This is a genomic window from Bradyrhizobium sp. HKCCYLRH2015 (assembly GCF_051168215.1).
Classification (GTDB): Bacteria; Pseudomonadota; Alphaproteobacteria; order Rhizobiales; family Xanthobacteraceae; genus Bradyrhizobium.
Map to the genome: position 1 here is coordinate 455,869 of NZ_JBNPUO010000007.1, position 20,328 is coordinate 476,196.

A 20,328-nucleotide genomic window follows, 5' to 3' on the forward strand; every position below is an offset into this window, starting at 1 on the left:
CGCCGCGCTCAGATATAGGCTAGGGGGCCGGAAATCCAGCGATCGCGGGCTTTTTCTCGGCCAGCCGGCTCAGAATCGCCGGCAACTGCCGCATGTCGTCGAAAACCAGGGTGGCGCCGGCGGCGCGCAGGTCGTCGGCGTGCCCGGGCCGGCAGTGGCTGCCGCCGTGAAACCCAAGCACCGTCATGCCGGCGGCGACACCGCCCCGGATACCGGCCGTGCTGTCCTCGACCACCACGCAGGCCGCGGGACGCGCCTTCATCTGCGCTGCCGCGAACAGGAACAGATCGGGCGCGGGCTTGCCGTTCTCGACCTGGGAGGATGAGAAGATGTGCGGGGCGAGGCGATCGTAGAGCCGGGTGGCGCCGAGGCTGACGCGCATGCGCTGGTGCGATCCGGAGGAGGCGACGCACACCGGCACGTCGATGGTGTCGAGCGCCTCCATGATCCCGTCGATGGCCGCGAGGTCCTGCTCGAAGGCGCGGAACAGGCGATCCTGCAGTTTCGGGTTGAAATCGTCGGGCAGGCTGCGGCCGAGTTCGGCCTCGACCTCGAGCTTCGCCTGTTTCAGCGACCGGCCCAGGAACCGCGCGAACACCTGCTCGGTCGTGATCGGATAGCCGCACAGGCTGAGCACGTCGGCGTGCGTCTGACAGGAGATCACCTCACTGTCGACCAGCACGCCATCGCAATCGAAAATGACGAGATCGAAGTTCGAAGCCGGCGCTACGTCAGCCATTCGTCTCTTCGTCGAGCGGCACGCAATACAGCTCCAGCCGGTGGTCGACCAGCTTGTAGCCGAGCTTGCGGGCGATCTCGGCCTGCAGCTTCTCGATCTCCTCGGAGGTGAACTCGATCACCTTGCCGTCGCGCAGATTGATCAGATGATCATGATGGCTGTCGCGCATCTGCTCGTAGCGGGCGCGGCCCTCGCGGAAATCGTGGCGCTCGATGATGCCGGCATCCTCGAACAGCTTCACGGTGCGATAGACCGTGGAGATCGAGATCTTGTCGTCGACGGCGACGCAGCGCCGGTACAACTCCTCGACGTCGGGATGGTCGCAGGCTTCCGCGAGCACGCGGGCAATGACCCGCCGCTGCTCGGTCATGCGCATGCCGGTGGCGGCACAGCGGGCCTCGATTCCGGTGGAATTGAGCGCTGGCGTAGTTTTCAAGGAGGAGGTCATCGTGTCTCGCCTCAAGGATGCGCTTTCTGCCACCAAGCGCAGGTTACGACAAGTCCCGGCGCATCAGAAGCGCATTCAACTGTTCCCCGCCGGGCTGAAGGTAATAGCGTTCCCGACGGCCCACGGTCGCAAATCCGGCGCGTTCATAGAGTCGGCGGGCCGGCTGGTTGTTTTCCTCCACTTCGAGAAAGACCGTCCGGACCCCGCGCCCCGCAAGGTGCCCGAGATGCTGCAGCAACAGATCACGAGAAAATCCACGGCCGCGCTGATTTGGGTCAAGTGCAACTGACAATATTTCCGCTTCGTCCGCGCCGATCCGCGAGACGATGAAGCCTATGAGCTTCCGCCCGAGCCGCAGCCGATGGATCATGGTGTTGCGCTCGGCCAGCATCGCCTCGAACTCGCCTTCGCCCCAGCCGCGGTGAAACGAGGCGGCGTGGATCTGGGCGAGTCTGGCGGCGTCGCGCAGCGAGGCCGCTTCGATCAACGGTTTGGGGCTGCCGAGCCAGCGGAAGAACATGTTCATGACGAGATGGCCGTCTGCACCGGTTGACGCGTTGCGCCGGCGGGCGGCTTGACGTCGGGTGCGCGCAGATAGAATGGCCGCGCCGGCGCGTGCACTGGGTCGGCGGCCGCGCCGAGCCAGGCGACCCAGCCGATGTCGGGTCCGTCTTGCGAGTCGACCGCAACTGGCGCGGCTGATTCCTTCGGCCACCGCTCGGCCAGCAGCGCCGCGGCGTTGCCGACGAGGTGTGGGGCGCCGAGCCGCGCGACCGCCAGAACGTCGTCCAGCGCAGCCACCTGGGGCGCGACCAGCTCCTCGCCGTTGCCGCTCACGACTTGGTAGTAGACATGGTCGTGCCGGGCATCGATCGCCGAGATTACCGGGTTGGCGCGGTCCTCGCTGACGATCGGCGCCGCGTAGGCGGACAGCGTGGTCACGCCGACGACCGGCTTGTGGGCGGCCAATCCGATGCCGCGGGCGGCGGAGAGCCCGACCCTCAACCCCGTGAAGCTCCCGGGGCCGGTCGTCACCGCGATGCGGTCGAGATCGGCGAAACCGACGCCGGATTGCTGCATCACGCGCGCGAGCAGCGGCATCAGGGCCTCCGCGTGGCCGCGCTTCATCGGGAGTGTCTCCTGCGCCCGCATCAAGGCCGAATCAGTATCCAGCACGGCAGCGGCGCAATGGTCGAGGGCAGTATCGATGGCGAGGATCAACATCCGGTCGGGTTCGCATTGAAGAGAGCGCAAATACCTATTGTGGTACCGTGATAAAGTTAGTTGACGCCTTCTTACATCCTCATCGGGAAAAACGCATCAAGGCGCAACTACTGATACGCTAAGTTACTGAACTATATGCCATTTAAGCAAATCTTTCCGCGCCTGTGGGAATTATCCGCTCGGCACGTTCGGGGGAGAGATGACGCGCCGCCCGTTGGCGGATGGCCGCCCCCGTCCCGAGAAGAGGAATTTCCATGTCATTCTGGTCAGGCAGTTCGGCATCGCGCGATGCGATGGCGCAGGTCGCGGCGATCAACCGCTCGCAAGCGGTGATCGAGTTCGACACCGACGGCACGATCATCACCGCCAACCAGAATTTCCTCGACGCGATGGGCTACTCGCTGAGCGAGATCCAGGGCCGGCACCACGCGATGTTCGTGGCGCCCGAGATGCGCGACAGCGCCGAGTACCGCGTCTTCTGGGCCGATCTGCGGGCCGGGAAGTTTCGTTCGGGGGAGTACAAGCGGTTCGGCAAGGGCCACCGCGCCGTCTGGATCCAGGCGAGCTACAATCCGGTGATCGACGGCGGCAAGCCGGTCAAGATCATCAAATTCGCAACCGACATCACCGAGCAGAAGATGCGCAGCATCGAGGACGCCGGCAACATCGCGGCGATCGGGCGCGCCCAGGCGGTGATCGAGTTCAATCTCGACGGCACCATCATCGATGCCAACGATCAGTTCCTGAGCGCGATGGGCTACACGCTGGCCGAGATCAAGGGCCGGCATCACAGCATGTTCGTGCTGCCCGACGAACGCGACAGCGCCGCCTACAAGGAATTCTGGACCAGCCTCAGTCGCGGCGAATTTCGCTCGGGCGAGTTCAAGCGTTGCGGCAAGGGCGGCCGGGAGATCTGGATTCTCGCGTCCTATAACCCGATTCTCGATGACGAGGGGCGGCCGTTCAAGGTCGTCAAATACGCCTCCGACGTGACGCAGCAGAAGCTGGCTGCGGCCGATTTCGCCGGCCAGATCGCCGCGATCCGCAAGTCCCAGGCGGTGATCGAATTCGACCTGAACGGCATCGTGCTCGACGCCAACGAGAACTTCCTCGCCACGCTCGGCTACACGCTGGCGGAGATCAAGGGTCAGCACCATCGCATGTTCATGCCGGCGGGCATGGGCGACAGCGCCGCGTATCGCGAGTTCTGGGCCGCGCTCGGCCGTGGCGAATTCCAGATGGGCGAGTTCGAGCGCGCCGGGAAGGACGGACGACAGGTCTGGATTCAAGCGAGCTACAATCCGATCAAGGATCTCAACGGCAAGCCGTTCAAGATCGTGAAATTCGCGAGCGACGTCACTGCGCAGGTGATCAGCCGCATGAAGGGCGACAAGGTGCGCGGCATGATGGAGCACGTCGCCGCCGGCGCCGAGCAGCTCAATTCCTCGGTGCAGCAGATCGCCGATGCCATGGCGAAGTCGAAGGAGACGGCGACGGCGGCGGTATCGCGCGTCGAAGACGCGGACCAGCAGGCCAAGCGCCTGTCCTCGGCAGCCGGCGCCATGAGCAGCATCGTCGAGCTGATAGGCAGCATCACCGGCCAGATCAATCTCCTGGCGCTCAATGCGACGATCGAATCGGCCCGTGCCGGCGAGGCGGGGCGCGGCTTTGCCGTCGTCGCCGGCGAGGTGAAGAACCTGGCCACGCAGGCCAAGCAGGCCACCGATCGCATCGGCAGCGAGATCGGCAATCTCAACGGCATCTCGTCCGACGTCGTCGGCGCGCTCGGCGCCATCAAGAACGCGATCGAGAGCGTGAATGACTACGTTTCATCGACGGCGCACGCCGTCGGCGAGCAGAGCGCCGTCACCAGCGAGATGTCGGAGAACATGCGCCAGGCAGCTGCGGAGGCAGCGTCCATCGGCAAGGCGGCGTAGAGAGCGAATGGCGAATAGGGAGCAACGAATAGGGAATGCATCTACTCGCTACTCACTATTCCCTACTCGCTCGCCCCCCTTGTCACATCGGCCGGACTTCGACCACCTCGGGCACGAAATGCTTCAGCAGGTTCTGGATGCCGTGCTGCAGGGTCGCGGTCGATGACGGGCAGCCGGAGCAGGCGCCCTTCATGTTGAGATAGACGATGCCATCCTTGAAGCCGCGGAAGGTGATGTCGCCGCCGTCATTGGCCACGGCCGGGCGGACGCGGCTCTCGATCAGGTCCTTGATCATGCCGACCGTCTCGGTGTCGGCCTCGTCGTAGAACTCGTCGTCCTCGTCGGCGGAGTCGTCATTGGCGGCGCTGCCGTCGGCGAGCAGCGTCGCGCCCGACATGTAGTGCTCCATGATCGCGCCGAGGATCGCCGGCTTGAGGTGCTGCCATTCACCGTCGCTCTTGGTGACGGTGATGAAATCGGCGCCGTAGAACACGCCTGTGACGCCGTCGACGGCGAACAGGCGCTCGGCCAGCGGCGAGCGCGCGGCGGCGTCGCGGCTGTTGAATTCCATCGTGCCAGCGGGCAGCACGACTCGGCCCGGGATGAACTTCAAGGTGGCGGGATTGGGGGTGGCTTCGGTCTGGATGAACATGGTTTTCTCCGGCAGCGCCGGTTCAAGGCCGGCCTGTGGTGTCCTCATAGCAGATGGCGCGAGCGCGCGCACGATCAAGGGGGCTCGGCCGGCGTTTCCGCTCTAAGCCTATGAAAGAGCGTCGAGATCGGCGTCACCGAGATCGCCCGGCACGATCACCAGCGGGATCGGGAAGGCGCCGCTCGTCTTGGTGACATGGGTGACCAGGGGTCCCGGCCCCTCGGGGCCCGAATGGGCGGCGAGCACCAGCAGCGCGATGTCGCTGTCATGCTCGATCGTCTCCAGGATCTGCGCTGTCGGCTCACCCTCGCGGATGACCCGTTCCGGCGCGGTCACGCCGATCGCGGACAGCAGCGCCGCGGCCTGGTCGAGCTCGGCATGCGCTTGCTCCTGCGCCTCCGCCCGCATCAGGTCGGCGACCCCCAGCCACTGCTGGTTCTGGTCCTCCGTTTCGATGACGTGGAGCATGACGATGCGGCCACCGGAACGGACCGCCCAGCGGCCGGCATAGCGGACCGCGCGGTCCCATTCCTCGCTGTCGTCGACCACGACCAGGCATTTCGGCGCATGGCCGGTCTGGTAGCTCTGCCGCTGCGCCGCCATCGCGTTCCCGCCTGCTGCTGCGAGTCGATCCGGCCGCGATGCTGCCACAGCCCATCTCCGTTGGGGAGAGGGCTGCGGGTTCCATGGCGCCTGCAATGACACCGGTGGTGCGGCAGCAAGGCCGACTTCGGGAACTCGCGCCGTGCTGCTCTGGTCAGGGCTTGCGGATGAAGCCGACGATGTCCTTGGCCGTCTTCATGGTCTCCGCGGCGATGGCCTGGGCGCGGTCGGCGCCGTCGACCAGCACGGACTCGACATAGCCGGGATCAGCGGTCAGGCGCTTCATCTCGGCGGCGATCGGCCCGAGCTTGGTGACGCACAGCTCGACCAGCGCATTCTTGAAGCTGGAGAACTGGCCGCCGCCGAAATCCCTGAGCACATCGGCCTTGCTGCGGTCCGACAGCGCGGCGTAGATGCCGACGAGGTTATCGGCCTCGGGACGTGCGTCCAGCCCCTTTTCCTCGGTCGGCAGCGGCTCCGGATCGGTCTTGGCCTTGCGGACCTTCTGCGCGATCGTATCGGCATCGTCGGTGAGGTTGATGCGCGAATAGTCCGAGGCATCGGACTTCGACATCTTCTTGGTGCCGTCGCGCAGCGACATCACGCGCGTCGCGGGACCGGTGATGAAGGGTTCCGGCAGCGGGAAGAACAGGCCGTCGCCGAAGCCGTGGCTGCGGATCGAGTCGCCAAAATCATTGTTGAACTTTTGCGCGATGTCGCGCGAGAGCTCGAGATGCTGCTTCTGGTCCTCGCCGACCGGAACATGGGTGGCGCGGTACAGCAGGATGTCGGCGGCCATCAGCACCGGATAGTCGTACAGGCCGACCGATGCGTTCTCGCGATCCTTGCCGGCCTTCTCCTTGAACTGCGTCATGCGGTTCAGCCAGCCGATGCGCGCCACGCAGTTGAAGATCCAGGCCAGCTCGGCGTGTCCCGAGACCTGGCTCTGGTTGAACACGATGTGCTTCTTCGGATCGATGCCGGCGGCGATGAAGGCGGCCGTGACCTCGCGGGTGTTGCGCGCGAGCTCGGCGGGGCCGCCCCAGACGTCGATCGGCATGGTGATCGCGTGCATGTCGACGACGCAATAGATGCAGTTGTGGGTCTGCTGCATCTTCACGAAGTTGACGATCGCGCCGAGATAGTTGCCGAGATGCAGGTTGCCGGTCGGCTGGACGCCCGAGAAAACCCGTTCCACGAAGGCCATGATCACTGTTCCGGATGATGGATTTGGGCGTCGTTTGGCACGTGCGCCTCAAAGGTGCAAGTCGGCGGCGGGCTTTTGCCGGATCGCCCGGACGGTTTCGCGCCAGCTCACGGCGCCGAGGGACACGAGAAGCCCTCCGTAGAGGATGACGGCGCCGCCGATCAGGGCGCCGAGCAGCGCGGCCGCGCCGAGATGGCTGCTGCTCCAGGTGCCGGCAAAGCGTCCGGCGGCGATCCAGAGGACCGCGCCCATGACCATGGCGGCCAGCGTGATGCGCGGCAGCCGGCGTCGCGAGGCCGGGGAAAGCGCGAAGCCGAAGCGCGTGGCGCCGCGCCGGATCAGGACCGCGGCATTGGCCCAGGCACCGAGCGCGAGCCCCGCCGCGATGCCGCTTGCCGCGAAGACGTGTGCGAGCAGGAACGCCAGCGCGATCGCGACAGAGCATCCGATCAACGTCGCGCGCAGCGGCGTCTGCGTGTCCTCGCGCGCGAAGAAGGCGGGCTGCAGCGCCTTGGTCAGCACCTGCGCCGGCAACGCTGCCGCGAGCCATGTCAGCACCTGCGCCGTCGCGGCGGCATCGTCCGAACTGAATGCGCCATGTTCGAACAGCAAACGAATGATCGGCTCGTTCAGGATCATGAGTCCGAGCGTCGCAGGCAGCGCGAGCCCGATCGTCAGCTCGAGGCCGCGCGATTGCACCTCCGCGAGAGCCGCCTTGTTGCCCTCGTGCAGCGCGCGCGTCAGCTCCGGCACCAGCACCGTGCCCATGGCAACGCCGACGAGCCCGAGCGGCAGCTCGATCAGGCGGTTGGCGAAATACAGCCACGACACCGCGGACGGCGAGGTGGAGGCGATGATCGCGCCGCCGACCGCGAGCAGTTGCGGGCCGGCGCTGGCGACCATGCCGGGCAGCGCCTTGGCGAAGAAGCCGCGCATCTCGGCGTCGAGGGCGATACGCACCGGCGCGGCAATGCGGCTGCTGCGTCCGCGCCGCGCGAGCAACGCGAGCTGCAGCAGCCCGGCGATGCCGATGGTCGCGGCGAGCATCAGCGCGGCCCGCGAGGGATCCGGATGTTGCATCAGCAACACGATGGTCACGCTGATCAATGCCACGTTGAACAGCAGCGGGGCGAAGGCCGCGAGCGCGAAGCGTCGTTGCGCGCTGGACAGTGCGAGCAGCACCGTCGAGGGGCCGGCGAAGGCGAGATAGGGCAGCATCAGCCTGGCATCATTGACGGCCAAGGTGAGCGTCTCTTCACCGGCGAAGCCCGGCGCGAGCAGGGTCATCACGAACGGCATCAGCAGCGCCAGCACCAGGGTGGCGGCGAGCAGGCCGGCGCTGACGGTGCCGAGCACACGGCCGGCAAAAGCTGCCGCATGTGTCGTACCAGCCTGCTGGTATATTCGCAGCCAGGCCGGCACCAGGGCCGCATTGAGGGCGCCCTCCGTCAGCAATCGCCTGATGACGTTGACGAGTTGAAACGCTGCGAGAAATGCGTCCGCAACCGGACCGGCGCCGAGCAGCGCGGCCATCAGCGCATCCCGGATGAAGCCGAGCAGGCGCGAAGCCAGTGTTCCTGACACCACAGTCACGAATGAGCGGATCATCAGGCTTCTATAGCAGCGCCGCTTGTGATAGGCCGCAGCGTTTGCAAAACGCCGTAAACGGGGCCAGTGGATGACTGACGCGAAATACGATGTTCTCGGGATCGGCAACGCGATCTTCGACGTGCTGGTGCATGCCGATGAAGCCTTTCTCGCCCGGCACGGCATGACCAAGGGCAGCATGGCGCTGATCGACGAGGCCCGCGCGGCCGCGATCTATGCCGATATGGGCCCGGCCACCGAGATGTCCGGCGGTTCGGGGGCCAACACCATCGCCGGCCTCGCCAGCCTGGGCGCGCGTGCCGCCTACGTGGGCAAGGTCAAGGACGACCAGATCGGCCGGATGTACCGGCACGATATCCGTGCCGCCGGCGTGACCTTCGATACCGCGCCCGCTGCCGACGGCCCGGCGACCGGCTGCTGCTACATCCTGGTGACGCCGGACGGCGAGCGCACCATGAACACCTATCTCGGCGCCGCGCAAAATCTCACCGCCGCGGACATCGATCCCGCGCAGATTGCGGCGGCGCGCATCATCTATCTCGAAGGTTATCTGTGGGACCCGAAGGACGCCAAGGATGCGTTCGTGAAGGCGGCGGCGATCGCGCATGACGCCGGACGCGAGGTCGCGCTGACCCTGTCGGATTCGTTCTGCGTCGACCGCTATCGCGAGGAGTTTCTCGACCTGATGCGCGGCGGCACCGTCGATCTCGTGTTCGCCAACGAGGCCGAGCTGCATTCGTTGTACCAGACCTCGGATTTCGACGGCGCGCTGAAGCAGCTGCGCGAGGACGCCACGCTCGGCATCGTCACCCGCAGCGAAAAGGGCTGCGTCGTGGTGTCGAATGACGGCGTGATCTCGGTGCCGGCGCATCCGATCGAGAGCCTGGTCGATACCACCGGCGCCGGCGATCTGTTCGCCGCCGGCTTCCTGTTCGGGCTGGTGCGCAAGACCGGCTACGAGATGGCCGGCCGCCTCGGCGGCCTGGCTGCGGCCGAAGTGATCCAGCACATCGGCGCAAGGCCGCAGGTGTCGCTGAAGGAACTGGCGGTGCAGAGCGGGCTGAAGGTTTAGGCCTGGGCTGAGGCGGCTCGGCCATTCTCTGTCGCGTGTGACACATCTCTCTCCATCGTCATGGCCGGGCTTGACCCGGCCATCCACGATCTTCGGTTTGCAGGATCAAAGACGTGGATGCCCGGGACAAGCCCGGGCATGACGCGCAACTAACAACGATCTTGCCTGCGTGGATCGAGCGTTGGGTTCTCTCACGCCGCCTTCTTGCCCGCCGCATCCAGCCCGGCATACACGCCGCGCTCGAAGCCGGCAAAGGTCTCCAGGCACAGCCGGTCGGCGAACGGCAGCAGCTGCATCAGGATCACGCCGGTGACGTCACGCGCCGGATCGATCCAGTAGTAGGTGTTGGCAAGGCCGGCCCAGGCGAGGCTGCCGGCGCTGCGGCCTTCCGGAGTCTGCGCGGTCGTGATCATGAAGCTGAGGCCCCATTTCTTGACGATGTCGGGATAGAGATCGACGTCGTTGGTCACGCCGGGCACGGCCGCGGCCATCTTCGTCATCTCGAGCTCGCCGATGTGGTTGTCGCGCATCGCCGCGACCGTCTCGGGCTTGAGCACCTGGTTGCCGTTGCCGCGGCCATTGTTAAGGATCATCCGGGTGAAGCGGATGTAGTCGCCGGCCGTGCCGTAGAGCCCGCCGCCACCCATGTGGAATTCCGGCTCCTGCTCGAGTTCGAACGGAATCGGCGCGAGACTGCCGTCCTCGCCGCGCGCATGCATGCCGACCAGGCGGGCGCGCTGCGACGGACCGAGCTTGAAGCCGGTGTCGTCCATGCCGAGCGGCGCGAACAGATGGTCGCGCAGGTAGGCGTCGAGCTTCTGGCCGCTGGCGGCCTCGACCGCCTTGCCGACGAAGTCGATGTTGATGCCGTATTCCCAGCGCGTGCCGGGATCGGAGGCGAGTGGCAGCGCCAGCGCATCGTTCTTGCAGGTAATGATGCCGGGCGTGCCGGCCTTCTGCACATAAGTGGCCATGTCGCCGTTCCACATGTCGTAGCAGAAGCCGGCGGTGTGAGTCATCAGATGGCGCAGCGTGATCGCGGTCTTCGCCGGCCGCAGGATCGGGTCGCCATTGGCGTCGAAGCCGTCGAGCACCTTGGGCGCCGCGAGGTCGGGCAGCACCGTGCCGATCGGCGCATCCAGCGACAGCCGGCCCTGCTCGACCAGCTGCATCCCGGCCGCGCAGGTGATGGCCTTGGTCATCGAGGCGATCCAGAACACGCTGTCGGCGGTCATCGGATCGTCGCGGCCGAGGTCTCGCCTGCCGAAGGCGCCTTCGTAGATGATGCCGTTGCTGTCGGCGGCGACGGCGACGACGCCGGGGATCGCTCCCGCCTCCGCCTTCTGCCGCAGCACGCCGTCGATGTCGGTCTTGTTCTGCATGGTCTCCTCCGTTCCGTTCTTGATGACGGTAGGCGATTGTTCCTCGCGCCGGCCCGGCCAGCAAGGACCGCCGGTCCCACGGCCGGTCGCGATCTCGTGATGATGCGGCGCGAACGAAGCAGCCGGGGACAACAGCGCTGCGGAGGCCACAGCGCTTCAATTTTCCGCCAGAATCATGATTAGTTCCATGTAGCCGCGAGACCGACACATGGGGGCCATGTTCCCACCACGGGCTTGCGCCTGTTGTGAGTTGCAACCATTTTTGCATTAAAGAGTTCGAGAACCGGCTTTTTCGAGCCGATGACGTGTTTTGGCGGCAATGTCCGCCGTTGGGGGCGATATGATTTCGACATGGAGCGAGTGGAAGCGGTATCCCCGCCCGGGGCGCGGTGACAATATCGAGGCGCCCATCACGCCCGGCATCTACGAAGTGCGCATTGCGGCGACCGGAGCGCTGTACGCGTTCGGCGCGGTCGACAATGTGGCGCAGGCGCTGGCGCTGCTGCCCGTGGGGCAGAAATCATGGTTCGGCCGCCGTGATCCCGCCACCTTGCCGGACCTGGAATACCGCACCTGCGCCACCTCGACCAAGGCCGACGCCAAGGCGGCGGCGGAGCGCATGATCGGCCGCCGCGAGACCTATATGAGCGGCGCGGCCTGATCCCGCGCCGGCGCGTCGGCATTCAGCATCCGGTGCCGTACAGGCACGGATCGCCGGATCGAATGTACCGTTGAGGAGGCGCACGAGTCGTGCGCTGCCGCCGGGGCTTGGCTATAGTCGGGGGAAAGATCGCTCGCTCCGAGGAGTAGCCCGATGACACCGCCCGCCGCCGCCCGTGCCTCCACTGCCGCTCCGAGCCTGCGTGACCGCCTGAAGGATCCGTCGCTGCTGCGCGAGCAGTGCTACATCGATGGTGCGTGGGTCGGTACGCCGGTGCTCCCGGTCAACAATCCCGCCACCGGCGCCGAGCTCGCCAAGGTCGCGCAACTCGGTGCTGCGGAGACCACGCGAGCCGTCGAGGCCGCCGCGCGCGCGTTCCCGACCTGGGCCAGGCTGACCGCCAAGCAGCGCTCCAACATCTTGCGCAAATGGTTCGAGCTCATCACGGCCAACCGCGAGGACCTCGCGCTGATCCTGACCTCCGAGCAGGGCAAGCCGCTGACGGAGGCGCTCGGCGAGGTCGATATCGGCGCCGCCTATATCGAGTTCTTCGCCGAGGAGGCGCGCCGCGTCTATGGCGAGACCATCCCGACGCAGAAGCCGGATGCACGTCTCCTGGCGCTGAAGCAGCCGATCGGCGTCTGCGGCGCCATCACGCCGTGGAATTTCCCGAACTCGATGATCACCCGCAAGGTGTCGCCCGCGCTGGCGGCCGGCTGCACCGTGGTGCTGAAGCCGGCCAACGAGACGCCGCTGTCGGCGCTGGCGCTCGCCGTGCTGGCCGAGCGCGCCGGGATTCCTGCGGGCGCGCTCAACATCATCACCGGCGATGCGCCTCCGATCGGCAAGGTGCTGTGCGAGCATCCGTCGGTGCGCTTCGTCGGCTTCACCGGCTCGACCGAGGTCGGCAAGATTCTCTATCGCCAGTCGGCCGGCACGGTGAAGAAGCTCGGCCTCGAGCTCGGCGGCAACGCGCCGTTCGTGGTGTTCGACGATGCCGACGTCGATGCCGCCGTCGAGGGCGCGATGGTCTCGAAATATCGCAACATGGGCCAGACCTGCGTCTGCGCCAACCGCCTCTACGCGCAGGACGGCATCTACGACCAGTTCGTGCACAAGCTCGCCGCCAGGGTCGCGGCGATGAAGATCGGCGACGGCACCGAGGCCGGTGTGGTGCAGGGACCGCTGATCAACGAGGAAGCGGTCGAGAAGGTCGAGCGCCACATCGCCGATGCGGTCAAGGGCGGCGCCAGGATCGTCACCGGCGGCAAGCGCCATGCGCTCGGCCGCACCTTCTTCGAGCCGACCGTGCTGTCGGACGTGAAGGCCGATGCGCTGGTCGCGCATGAAGAGACGTTCGGCCCGCTCGCGCCGGTCATTCGTTTCCATAGCGAGGCCGATGTGATCGCGATGTGCAACGCCTCGCCGTTCGGTCTCGCGTCCTACTTCTTCGCCCGCGATCTCGGCCGGGTCTGGCGCGTCGCGGAGGCGCTGGAGTCGGGCATGGTCGGCGTCAACACCGGCCTGATCACCACCGAGGTCGCGCCGTTCGGCGGCGTCAAGGAAAGCGGCCTCGGACGCGAGGGCTCGCATCACGGCATCGAGGAATATCTCGAGATCAAATACGTGATGATGGCGGGCGTCTGAACCTCGGACGCCTGAGTTCAGGCGATCTTCGGCAGCTTGTCGACCGGCACCAGGTAGGACTTGTTGCCGACCTGAAAGATGACCTTGCCGCTCTTGCCGTCGGTCGTCGAGATCTGCGACTGGCCGAACATGATGACGTTGTTGTAGACGATCCCCGTGCCCTCGCGCGTGACGCCGTTGGTCGTCACGCTGACCTGCGCCTCCTTGCCGCTGACGGACAGCACGCGAAAGCTCGCGCTCTGGCCGTTCTCGCCGGAGTAGCCGGCCCAGCTGCCGACCAGATTGCTCTCGTCGGCTGGAGGCGCCTGCTTTTCAAGCATCGCGGTGGCCTTGCCGCCGCCGGCCGAGAACAGCAGCACCGCGTTCTTGCCGTTCTTGGTGCCGAGCGTGACCGCGCCGAAGTCGATGGTCGAGCCATTGACCTGGCCGATGCCGCGCTCGGTGCGGCCGTTGTGGGTGTATTCCACCGTGGCCGCGGCGCCTCTGATGTTGACGACCTTGAAGCTCACGGCCTGGCCGTTGGCCGTCCAACTGCCCTTCCACTCGCCGAGCAGGTTGCTCTGGCGATAGACCCGCTCATTGGCGGGCGAGATCTGGTTGGTGCTTTGGATGGCGACCATGCGTGCTTCCAAGGAGCTCGATTGCTCGTTTACCCCGTATGTCGGATCGTTGCAGAGTGTTGCTAACGAGACGTAGGTCGAGGGGGTTAATGAAACGTAAACTGGCCCCGGCGAGCCGCCCGGGTCGCGGTGCGGCCCATCGTCTCAGCGTCCTCCGGAGCGATGGCGGTCATGGCCGGATGAATGCAGCAGCGAGGGGCACCTGGCGACCTGGGAGCGAGCGGGCGCTTGCCGCGGAGCGCCGGATCGCCGACCATGATGCAGCGAACCACGCCCTCTGTTTTGCGAGCCCACTATGACCGCAGCCCTCACGCGCAGCAGCGTTGGCCAGCTTCAGGACGCGGAGGCGCGCCGCCTCGATGGGGATGGCTATCTGCTGCTGCGCGGTGCGATTCCGGCGGACTGGCTTGTCGCATTACGCGACGCCTTCGAGCTGGGCACGCGGCCGTCCGAGCAATGGCCGGTGCCGCGCGGCCGCGACTGGCGCCACGCCATGGTCGATCTCGATGCGACGGTGCAGCAGGTTTGCCGCCTGCCGGTGATGCTCGCCGCCGTGCATCATGTCCTGAAGGCGCCGTTCTTCCTCGGCCAGGTCGAAGGGCGCGAGCCGTGTGCCGATGGCGGCCAGCAGCCGCTGCATCGCGACGGCGTCGATCGCCGGCGCACCGACGCCGTGTCGGCGCTGGCCTTTCTCGATTCCTTCGGCCCCGACAATGGCGCCACGCAAGTGGTGCCGGGCTCGCATCGCCTCGACGCGGACGATGCGCGGGCCGCGTCGTCTGCGTTCGTCACGGCGGGCGAGGCCGGCGACATCCTGCTGTTCGACGTCAACCTGCTGCACGGCGCGACGCGCAACCGCAGCGGCGCCCGCCGTCGCTCGCTGCTGATCACTTACGCCGTCTTCTCGCAGCAAGAGGACTGGCGCAGGACGCGCAAGTTGCGCGCGGTGCGGATGGATCAGGACGAGATTTTCGGGGCTGACTGATCCGGCTGCGTCATGACCGCCGTCATCCCGCGGCGAGGCCGCGGGCCTGGGAACATGCCACGACGTCGATCGTGACAGCGCAGAACGACCCGCGCCGACTCGTTCCGACGTCACGCGCCCGTGGTTTGGTCAGACAGAGAGAACGCTCATGAAGCTGTACGATGCCGCAGTCGCCCCAAGCCCGCGCCGCGTGCGGATCTTTCTCGCCGAGAAAGGTCTCGCCATTCCCATGGTTCGGCTTGATCTGCGTGCCGGCGAGCAGTTCGAGCCGGAGTTTCGCGCGCTGAATCCGCAATGCACCGTTCCGGTGCTGGAGCTCGACAGCGGGGCTGCCATCACCGACGTCATCGCGATCTGCCGCTATCTCGAGGAGCTGCATCCCGCACCGCCTCTGATGGGCCGCGACGCCGAAGAACGGGCGCTCATCGAATGCTGGATCCGGCGGATCGAATGGGACGGTCTCTACGCTCTCCAGGAGGCCTTTCGCAACGGCACCCCTGGGCTGGAGCGCCGGGCATTGCCGGGTCCGCTGCCGCTCGAGCAGATCCCGGCGCTCGCGGAGCGCGGACGCCTGCGCGTCGCGCACTACTTCGCATGGCTCGACGCGCGGCTGGCCGAGCACGCCTTCGTCTGCGGGCCCGATTTCAGCATCGCCGACATCACCGCCATGGTGTCGGTCGACTTTGCAGCCCGCGCCAAGCTCGATCCGCCGAATCATCTCCATCATCTCAGGCGATGGTACGGCGAGGTTTCGAGCCGTCCGAGCGCAAAGGCTTAGGGCGGATGCGTGCCCGCGAGTCTCTTCAGCGTGATCCGAAGCGCTGTTTGGCGGTGTCGGTGACCGGCGTATAAAGACTGACGATCGTGCCCTCCGGGTCGCGGAACTGAGCGGCGCGGTTGCCCCACGGCATCGTCTTCGGCGCGTGCACCACCTCGACCTCGTCCTTCAACCGCGCGAAATCACCATCCACGTCGTCGACCTCGAACTCCAGAATGGCGCTGCGATTGGCGCCGGGCTCGGCGCTGCCCTCCTTGAACAGCGCCACGGTCTCGGCGCTGCCGATCGCGAGCGTTGCGCGCGACGTGACGATCTCGGCGAACACCGGCGCCGGCCAATCCGCCGTCTGCTCGGTGACCTTTTCGTAGAAGCTGACCACGGCCTTGATGTCGGCCGCCACCAGACGGGTCGATGCGAACTTCATGACTTTTACCTTGCGTTCGAGGATCGGTCCCCGACCCGCTATCGCAGGGCTGCTGACAGCCTTGTGTCAGCAATGGTGTCCCAGCATCGGCCGCATTACGCCGCGAGCTTCGCCAGCCCCTCCCAGTCGAACGCGATGCCATGGCCCGGCCGCGCCGGCGCCTGGGCCAGGCCATCCCTGAGCACGAGCGGATGCTCGATGTAGCGGTCGAGGCCAAAACCGTGCGCTTCGAGGAACGAGCGGTTCGGGCAGGCCGCCAGCAGGTGCACGGTGATATCGTGCGCGCCATGGCTGGTCACCGGCAGATTGAACGCCTCGGCGAGCCGCGCGATCTTCATGAACGCGGTGACGCCGCCGCAATTGGTCACGTCGGGTTCGGGATAGGACACCGCACCGGCGGCGATGTAGTTCTTGAAGTCCCACAGCGAGCGCAGATTTTCACCGGCCGCGATCGGCACGCCGCCGGCGCTCAGGATGCGCGCGTGGCCGGCGATGTCGTCGGGAATGGTCGGCTCCTCCAGCCAAGTGAGATCGAACGGCTGCAACGCGCGGGCGGCGCGGATCGCCTCCTCGACCGTCCACTTCATGTTGGCATCGGCCATCAGAGGAAAGCCGTCGCCGAGATGTTGCCGCATCGCCTGCACGCGCGCGACGTCGGCGGAGAGAGCCGGCCGGCCGACCTTCATCTTGATGGCGCGAAAGCCCTTGGCGAGATTGTCGTCGGTCTGCTTCAGCAGAGCGTCGACCGACAGATCGAGGTCGATGCCGCCGGCATAGCAGGGCACCCGGGCATCGAAGCCGCCGAGCAGCCGGAACAGCGGCAGCTTCGCGCGCCGCGCCTTCAGATCCCACAGCGCGATGTCGAGCGCCGACAGCGCCAGCACGACTGGACCGCCGCGCCCGCCATAATGCAGGCCCCACCACACCCGATGCCAGATCGCCTCGGTGTCGTCGGCCTCGTGCCGCGCAACCAGATCGGGGATCTCGCGCCTGACGATGTCGGCGACCGCGGGGCCGTTGCGGCCGACCGTGTAGGTGTAGCCGACACCCTCCGCGCCGTCGGCATCGCGCACCCTGCACGTGATCAACTCGAAGGCTGTCATCTCGCCATGCGTGCTGTCGGACAGCGTGACGGAAAGTGGGATGCGATAAAGACCGGTCTCGATCGATGCGATCACTGCCATCGGCTCGGTTCCTTCCTTGGCGTTTCTTATCAGCGTAGGCCTGCGGCGGACCGCGGGCAATTGCTCAAGCCATCGGCCTGATGCATTCATTGTCGCGGCGGAACTGATGCCCGCGTCTGCGCGGCGCGGAGCGGGCGTTTACGCGTCTCACACCGGCCGCTATGCTCGGACATGTCTCCGGTTCACTCAGCGCTGCTCGACCTCGACGGCACGCTGATCGACTCGCGCCCCGGCATTGTCGCGAGCGCGCTCGCGGCAATGCGGTCGCTCGGTCATGCGCCTGACGACACGCTCGACGTCACCGCCGTGATCGGTCCGCCGCTGCAGGACATGCTGCGTGTGCTGCTGCAGGCCCACGGCGACGGTCGCGTCGACGAGGCCGTCGTGGCCTACCGCGAGCACTATGGCGAGATCGGTCTGTTCGGCAGCACGCTCTATCCCGGCATCCGGGAGGCGCTGCAGGCGATGCACGATGCGGGCTTGCGCATCTATCTCGCAACGTCGAAGCGCGAGCTGTTCGCGCGGCGCATCCTGGAGCATCTCGATCTCATATCGTATTTCCAGGCCATTCATGGCTCGGTGCCGTCGGGTGCGCTGGATCACAAGCCCGAGTTGCTCGCGCATATCCTCACCGAACGGAATATCGCCGCGCGCGACAGCCTCATGGTCGGCGACCGCCGCCACGACATCGCAGGCGCCCATGCCGTGAAGATGCGGAGTCTCGGCGCGCTCTGGGGCTATGGCAGCCGCGACGAGCTCGAAACCGCCGGTGCAGACCGTCTCGTGGAAAATCCAGATGATCTGGCGCGCGCGGTGCTGACGATGCTGAGGCGTTAGTCCGGTTCGAGGCGGTGACGCAGATGATCGCCTGCGCGTCGCAACCTTGCACTGGAACCGGAAAGTCGCGAAGATCGCGGCCAGCTCAGTGATCATTCCGGGAATACCAGCATATGCAGTTTGACGACGTCATCCTCGGCCGCCGCAGCATCCGTGGCTACAAGCCGGATCCGGTGCCGCGGGCGCTGATCGAGGAAATCCTCACGCTGGCGATGCGCGCGCCATCGTCGATGAACACCCAGCCGTGGAATTTCTACGTCATCACCGGCGAGCCGCTCAACCGCATCCGTGCCGGCAACACCGAGCGCATGCTCGCCGGCGTGCCGCAGTCGCGCGAGTTTCGCATCGGTCAGCCGTTCGACGGCGCGCACCGCGAGCGCCAGATCGGCGTCGCCAAGCAATTGTTCTCCGCGATGGGCATCGCGCGCGACGACAAGGAGAAGCGCCAGGACTGGGTGCTGCGCGGCTTCCGCCAGTTCGATGCGCCGGTCTGCATCATCGTCACCTATGACCGCGTGCTCGACGGCAGCGACGACACGCCGTTCGACTGCGGCGCCGTCACGACCGCGCTGGTCAATGCCGCATGGTCACGCGGCCTCGGCGCCGTCATCAACAGCCAGGGCATCATGCAGTCGCCCGTCGTGCGTCAGCACGCCGGCATCGCCGACGATCAGGTCATCATGAAGAGCATCGCGCTCGGCTGGCCGGATCATGATTTCCCGGCCAATGCCGTGGTGTCGGAACGGAAGTCGGTGAAGGACGCGACGGTGTTCGTGGGGTTCGGGGATTAGTGGCGGGCCGGGAGATGAGGTCCGTAGACCGATGAGGCCAATGACGTGCGTTGTCGGATCCAAGCTGTAGCGTGGGCAAAGCCGCCGCCGAAGGCGGCAGCGTGACCACCGTCGACCGGCGCATTCGTCTGCCGATAGCGTCACTGCACGTGCTGCAGCGGCAGCGGTGCCGCGGCCTTGCGGGTCTGGATCGCGATGTTGCTTTTGACCTCGCGGACGATGGGCAGGTTCAGCAGCCGCTCGACCAGGAACTGCCGGTAGTGCTCCAGGTCGGCCGTGACGACCTCGAGCAGATAGTCCGACTCGCCGGAGACCAGATGGCAGGCCAGGACTTCCGGCATCGCGCAGACGGCCTCTTCGAAGGCCAGAGCGTGCTCGTTCGCATGTCCCGCGATCTTGATCGCGAGGAATGCCGAGAATCCGAGGCCGACGCCGTCGCGATTCAGGACCGCGCGATAGCCCTGGATGACGCCGTCCTGCTCCAGCCGCTTGACGCGACGAAGACAGGGAGACGGGGACAGGCCGACCCGGTCGGCCAACTCGACATTGCTGAGCCGGGCGTCGGCCTGCAATTCCCCGATGATGCGCTGGTCGATCGCATCGAGCTTGGCTTTTGGCATATCTCTGACATCAGTCGCGGAAAACAGCGGGTTTATTGCGTAACGAGCCCGTACGTTAGCACAGTTCGCAAGGACATGCGCGCCGGTTCGGGGCGAGGATGACGTGCTTCCCACGAGCCTCCGGAGACCTGGATATGACCGACACCGCTGTGCCCCAGACGTTGCTCGATGCCGTCGAGCGATACTTCGACACCATGTTCGACTCTGATGTCGAACGATTTGACCGGGTGTTTGCGCCGACCGCGCAACTGCACGGCCTGCGTGACGAGGCTCTGCGCGTCCTGACCGCGGCCGAGTATCGTCAGCTGTTGACGACCACCCCCTCGCCGCAGTCGAAGAGCGCGCCCCGCCAGCAGGAAATTCTGCTGATCGACTTCGCATCATCCACGCAGGCGGTCGTGAAGGTTCGCGTCAGGATCGATCTGATTCTCTATCTCGACTATCTCTGCTTTCACCTGATTGGCGGCGAGTGGCTGGTGACGGCCAAGTCGTTTCATGTGGAGCGGCGTTTTGCGGACGGGAAGTAATTGTTCAGCCGACCTGCGCCAAATGCGCGCCGTACGCAACTGCCCGTCGGGCTATTCTGCCGCACCAGTTTGTGTTTGCTAATTTTCCGAAATCATGTTCTTATCCCTGCATCCCGTCCTCATGCAGAGGGGCGTACGCGTCGTCACGATACGTAGAGGCGGGGAGCGGTGGCCGCGGGTCTGTCAGGTGCTGATGCGCTGGACGATGGACAGCTCGCGGACGTTCAAGCTGTGTGGTCCTGGCGCCCCGAAGCTGGCGCCAAGTCCGCGGTGACGCGATCCCTGACAGGACGTGTCATCAGGGCGACGGGGGCAAACAAGCCGGTCCCCGGGGAGCAACTGTCTTTTTTGTAGACCGGTGATCGGCCGGCCTCAAGGCTGG

Annotated in this window: 22 protein-coding genes; 9 read left to right on the forward strand and 13 right to left on the reverse strand. The window is 66.1% G+C overall.

Features of this window, described 5'->3' with window-relative positions; all coding sequences use genetic code 11:
* Positions 1–19 precede the first annotated feature (19 nt).
* From ACQR1H_RS20935 to tsaB, 4 genes are read right to left on the reverse strand one after another with little or no spacing between them, the layout of a single operon-like run.
* The gene (locus tag ACQR1H_RS20935; protein WP_315803922.1) at positions 20–739 is read right to left on the reverse strand and encodes an HAD family hydrolase; all 720 of its coding nucleotides are present in this window, start codon (positions 737–739) and stop codon (positions 20–22) included.
* On the reverse strand, positions 732–1,187 hold the full coding sequence (locus ACQR1H_RS20940; RefSeq protein ID WP_315803921.1) for a Fur family transcriptional regulator: 456 nt from the start codon (positions 1,185–1,187) through the stop codon (positions 732–734). The genes ACQR1H_RS20935 and ACQR1H_RS20940 overlap by 8 nt, the downstream gene beginning before the upstream one ends.
* A gap of 43 nt (positions 1,188–1,230) precedes the next feature.
* The gene (gene rimI / locus ACQR1H_RS20945) at positions 1,231–1,713 is read right to left on the reverse strand and encodes a ribosomal protein S18-alanine N-acetyltransferase (protein WP_315803920.1); all 483 of its coding nucleotides are present in this window, start codon (positions 1,711–1,713) and stop codon (positions 1,231–1,233) included.
* A complete protein-coding gene (tsaB, locus tag ACQR1H_RS20950) occupies positions 1,710–2,411 on the reverse strand; it encodes a tRNA (adenosine(37)-N6)-threonylcarbamoyltransferase complex dimerization subunit type 1 TsaB (protein WP_315803919.1) in 702 nt (233 codons plus the stop codon). Before tsaB ends, rimI begins: the two co-directional genes overlap by 4 nt.
* A 254-nt stretch (positions 2,412–2,665) precedes the next feature.
* Here tsaB and ACQR1H_RS20955 point away from each other — a divergent pair, with 254 nt between their 5' ends.
* Entirely contained in the window at positions 2,666–4,348 is a 1,683-nt protein-coding gene (locus ACQR1H_RS20955; protein ID WP_315803918.1) for a methyl-accepting chemotaxis protein, read from the forward strand.
* Between the two features lie 82 nt (positions 4,349–4,430).
* On the opposite strand, the gene ACQR1H_RS20960 is transcribed toward ACQR1H_RS20955, so the two are convergent.
* The 4 genes from ACQR1H_RS20960 to murJ form a co-directional block, all read right to left on the reverse strand.
* A complete protein-coding gene (locus ACQR1H_RS20960) occupies positions 4,431–5,000 on the reverse strand; it encodes a NifU family protein (protein ID WP_315803917.1) in 570 nt (189 codons plus the stop codon).
* A gap of 108 nt (positions 5,001–5,108) precedes the next feature.
* Positions 5,109–5,603 (reverse strand): universal stress protein, encoded by a 495-nt coding sequence (locus tag ACQR1H_RS20965; RefSeq protein WP_315716941.1) that lies wholly within the window; start codon positions 5,601–5,603, stop codon positions 5,109–5,111.
* 154 nt (positions 5,604–5,757) lie between these two features.
* A complete protein-coding gene (gene trpS / locus ACQR1H_RS20970) occupies positions 5,758–6,810 on the reverse strand; it encodes a tryptophan--tRNA ligase (protein ID WP_315803916.1) in 1,053 nt (350 codons plus the stop codon).
* A 48-nt stretch (positions 6,811–6,858) separates the two neighbouring features.
* Entirely contained in the window at positions 6,859–8,418 is a 1,560-nt protein-coding gene (gene murJ, locus ACQR1H_RS20975) for a murein biosynthesis integral membrane protein MurJ (protein ID WP_315803915.1), read from the reverse strand.
* A 70-nt stretch (positions 8,419–8,488) separates the two neighbouring features.
* On the opposite strand from murJ, the gene ACQR1H_RS20980 reads away from it, so the two are divergent.
* Positions 8,489–9,490, forward strand: coding sequence for an adenosine kinase (locus tag ACQR1H_RS20980; protein ID WP_315803914.1), 1,002 nt, complete (start codon positions 8,489–8,491; stop codon positions 9,488–9,490).
* 191 nt (positions 9,491–9,681) lie between these two features.
* Here the strand turns inward: ACQR1H_RS20980 and ACQR1H_RS20985 are convergent, their stop codons facing one another.
* Positions 9,682–10,872 (reverse strand): serine hydrolase domain-containing protein, encoded by a 1,191-nt coding sequence (locus ACQR1H_RS20985; RefSeq protein ID WP_316179059.1) that lies wholly within the window; start codon positions 10,870–10,872, stop codon positions 9,682–9,684.
* A gap of 340 nt (positions 10,873–11,212) precedes the next feature.
* Between ACQR1H_RS20985 and ACQR1H_RS20990 the strand changes: the two genes are divergently transcribed.
* Together ACQR1H_RS20990 and ACQR1H_RS20995 are read left to right on the forward strand one after the other, a co-directional pair.
* Entirely contained in the window at positions 11,213–11,533 is a 321-nt protein-coding gene (locus tag ACQR1H_RS20990) for a hypothetical protein (RefSeq protein ID WP_315803912.1), read from the forward strand.
* A 153-nt stretch (positions 11,534–11,686) separates the two neighbouring features.
* Positions 11,687–13,180, forward strand: coding sequence for an NAD-dependent succinate-semialdehyde dehydrogenase (locus ACQR1H_RS20995; protein ID WP_434874877.1), 1,494 nt, complete (start codon positions 11,687–11,689; stop codon positions 13,178–13,180).
* Between the two features lie 17 nt (positions 13,181–13,197).
* Here the strand turns inward: ACQR1H_RS20995 and ACQR1H_RS21000 are convergent, their stop codons facing one another.
* Positions 13,198–13,800 (reverse strand): hypothetical protein, encoded by a 603-nt coding sequence (locus tag ACQR1H_RS21000; RefSeq protein WP_316237964.1) that lies wholly within the window; start codon positions 13,798–13,800, stop codon positions 13,198–13,200.
* 295 nt (positions 13,801–14,095) lie between these two features.
* On the opposite strand from ACQR1H_RS21000, the gene ACQR1H_RS21005 reads away from it, so the two are divergent.
* Positions 14,096–14,785 (forward strand): phytanoyl-CoA dioxygenase family protein, encoded by a 690-nt coding sequence (locus tag ACQR1H_RS21005; protein WP_315803909.1) that lies wholly within the window; start codon positions 14,096–14,098, stop codon positions 14,783–14,785.
* Between the two features lie 148 nt (positions 14,786–14,933).
* Complete coding sequence (locus ACQR1H_RS21010) at positions 14,934–15,563, forward strand: glutathione S-transferase family protein (protein WP_315803908.1); 630 nt, start codon at positions 14,934–14,936, stop codon at positions 15,561–15,563.
* 25 nt (positions 15,564–15,588) lie between these two features.
* Here the strand turns inward: ACQR1H_RS21010 and ACQR1H_RS21015 are convergent, their stop codons facing one another.
* Together ACQR1H_RS21015 and ACQR1H_RS21020 are read right to left on the reverse strand one after the other, a co-directional pair.
* A complete protein-coding gene (locus ACQR1H_RS21015) occupies positions 15,589–15,987 on the reverse strand; it encodes a VOC family protein (protein WP_434908132.1) in 399 nt (132 codons plus the stop codon).
* Positions 15,988–16,082: 95 nt separating this feature from the next.
* Positions 16,083–17,171, reverse strand: a complete 1,089-nt coding sequence (locus ACQR1H_RS21020; RefSeq protein WP_316215349.1) for a mandelate racemase/muconate lactonizing enzyme family protein — start codon at positions 17,169–17,171, stop codon at positions 16,083–16,085.
* A 171-nt stretch (positions 17,172–17,342) separates the two neighbouring features.
* On the opposite strand from ACQR1H_RS21020, the gene ACQR1H_RS21025 reads away from it, so the two are divergent.
* Entirely contained in the window at positions 17,343–18,008 is a 666-nt protein-coding gene (locus ACQR1H_RS21025) for an HAD hydrolase-like protein (protein ID WP_434908133.1), read from the forward strand.
* 113 nt (positions 18,009–18,121) lie between these two features.
* The gene (locus ACQR1H_RS21030; RefSeq protein WP_434908134.1) at positions 18,122–18,799 is read left to right on the forward strand and encodes a nitroreductase; all 678 of its coding nucleotides are present in this window, start codon (positions 18,122–18,124) and stop codon (positions 18,797–18,799) included.
* 140 nt (positions 18,800–18,939) lie between these two features.
* On the opposite strand, the gene ACQR1H_RS21035 is transcribed toward ACQR1H_RS21030, so the two are convergent.
* On the reverse strand, positions 18,940–19,419 hold the full coding sequence (locus ACQR1H_RS21035; RefSeq protein ID WP_315803903.1) for an Lrp/AsnC family transcriptional regulator: 480 nt from the start codon (positions 19,417–19,419) through the stop codon (positions 18,940–18,942).
* A 134-nt stretch (positions 19,420–19,553) separates the two neighbouring features.
* Here ACQR1H_RS21035 and ACQR1H_RS21040 point away from each other — a divergent pair, with 134 nt between their 5' ends.
* On the forward strand, positions 19,554–19,946 hold the full coding sequence (locus ACQR1H_RS21040) for a nuclear transport factor 2 family protein (protein ID WP_315803902.1): 393 nt from the start codon (positions 19,554–19,556) through the stop codon (positions 19,944–19,946).
* Positions 19,947–20,328 lie beyond the last annotated feature (382 nt).

Excerpts from the sequence above, each read along its gene's own strand:
- ACQR1H_RS20935 (WP_315803922.1), bottom strand. The coding sequence starts at position 739 with ATGGCTGACGTAGCGCCGGCTTCGAACTTCGATCTCGTCATTTTCGAT.
- ACQR1H_RS20940 (WP_315803921.1), bottom strand. The coding sequence starts at position 1,187 with ATGACCTCCTCCTTGAAAACTACGCCAGCGCTCAATTCCACCGGAATC.
- rimI (WP_315803920.1), bottom strand. The coding sequence starts at position 1,713 with ATGAACATGTTCTTCCGCTGGCTCGGCAGCCCCAAACCGTTGATCGAA.
- tsaB (WP_315803919.1), bottom strand. The coding sequence starts at position 2,411 with ATGTTGATCCTCGCCATCGATACTGCCCTCGACCATTGCGCCGCTGCC.
- ACQR1H_RS20955 (WP_315803918.1), top strand. The coding sequence starts at position 2,666 with ATGTCATTCTGGTCAGGCAGTTCGGCATCGCGCGATGCGATGGCGCAG.
- ACQR1H_RS20960 (WP_315803917.1), bottom strand. The coding sequence starts at position 5,000 with ATGTTCATCCAGACCGAAGCCACCCCCAATCCCGCCACCTTGAAGTTC.
- ACQR1H_RS20965 (WP_315716941.1), bottom strand. The coding sequence starts at position 5,603 with ATGGCGGCGCAGCGGCAGAGCTACCAGACCGGCCATGCGCCGAAATGC.
- trpS (WP_315803916.1), bottom strand. The coding sequence starts at position 6,810 with ATGGCCTTCGTGGAACGGGTTTTCTCGGGCGTCCAGCCGACCGGCAAC.
- murJ (WP_315803915.1), bottom strand. The coding sequence starts at position 8,418 with ATGATCCGCTCATTCGTGACTGTGGTGTCAGGAACACTGGCTTCGCGC.
- ACQR1H_RS20980 (WP_315803914.1), top strand. The coding sequence starts at position 8,489 with ATGACTGACGCGAAATACGATGTTCTCGGGATCGGCAACGCGATCTTC.
- ACQR1H_RS20985 (WP_316179059.1), bottom strand. The coding sequence starts at position 10,872 with ATGCAGAACAAGACCGACATCGACGGCGTGCTGCGGCAGAAGGCGGAG.
- ACQR1H_RS20990 (WP_315803912.1), top strand. The coding sequence starts at position 11,213 with ATGATTTCGACATGGAGCGAGTGGAAGCGGTATCCCCGCCCGGGGCGC.
- ACQR1H_RS20995 (WP_434874877.1), top strand. The coding sequence starts at position 11,687 with ATGACACCGCCCGCCGCCGCCCGTGCCTCCACTGCCGCTCCGAGCCTG.
- ACQR1H_RS21000 (WP_316237964.1), bottom strand. The coding sequence starts at position 13,800 with ATGGTCGCCATCCAAAGCACCAACCAGATCTCGCCCGCCAATGAGCGG.
- ACQR1H_RS21005 (WP_315803909.1), top strand. The coding sequence starts at position 14,096 with ATGACCGCAGCCCTCACGCGCAGCAGCGTTGGCCAGCTTCAGGACGCG.
- ACQR1H_RS21010 (WP_315803908.1), top strand. The coding sequence starts at position 14,934 with ATGAAGCTGTACGATGCCGCAGTCGCCCCAAGCCCGCGCCGCGTGCGG.
- ACQR1H_RS21015 (WP_434908132.1), bottom strand. The coding sequence starts at position 15,987 with ATGAAGTTCGCATCGACCCGTCTGGTGGCGGCCGACATCAAGGCCGTG.
- ACQR1H_RS21020 (WP_316215349.1), bottom strand. The coding sequence starts at position 17,171 with ATGGCAGTGATCGCATCGATCGAGACCGGTCTTTATCGCATCCCACTT.
- ACQR1H_RS21025 (WP_434908133.1), top strand. The coding sequence starts at position 17,343 with ATGTCTCCGGTTCACTCAGCGCTGCTCGACCTCGACGGCACGCTGATC.
- ACQR1H_RS21030 (WP_434908134.1), top strand. The coding sequence starts at position 18,122 with ATGCAGTTTGACGACGTCATCCTCGGCCGCCGCAGCATCCGTGGCTAC.
- ACQR1H_RS21035 (WP_315803903.1), bottom strand. The coding sequence starts at position 19,419 with ATGCCAAAAGCCAAGCTCGATGCGATCGACCAGCGCATCATCGGGGAA.
- ACQR1H_RS21040 (WP_315803902.1), top strand. The coding sequence starts at position 19,554 with ATGACCGACACCGCTGTGCCCCAGACGTTGCTCGATGCCGTCGAGCGA.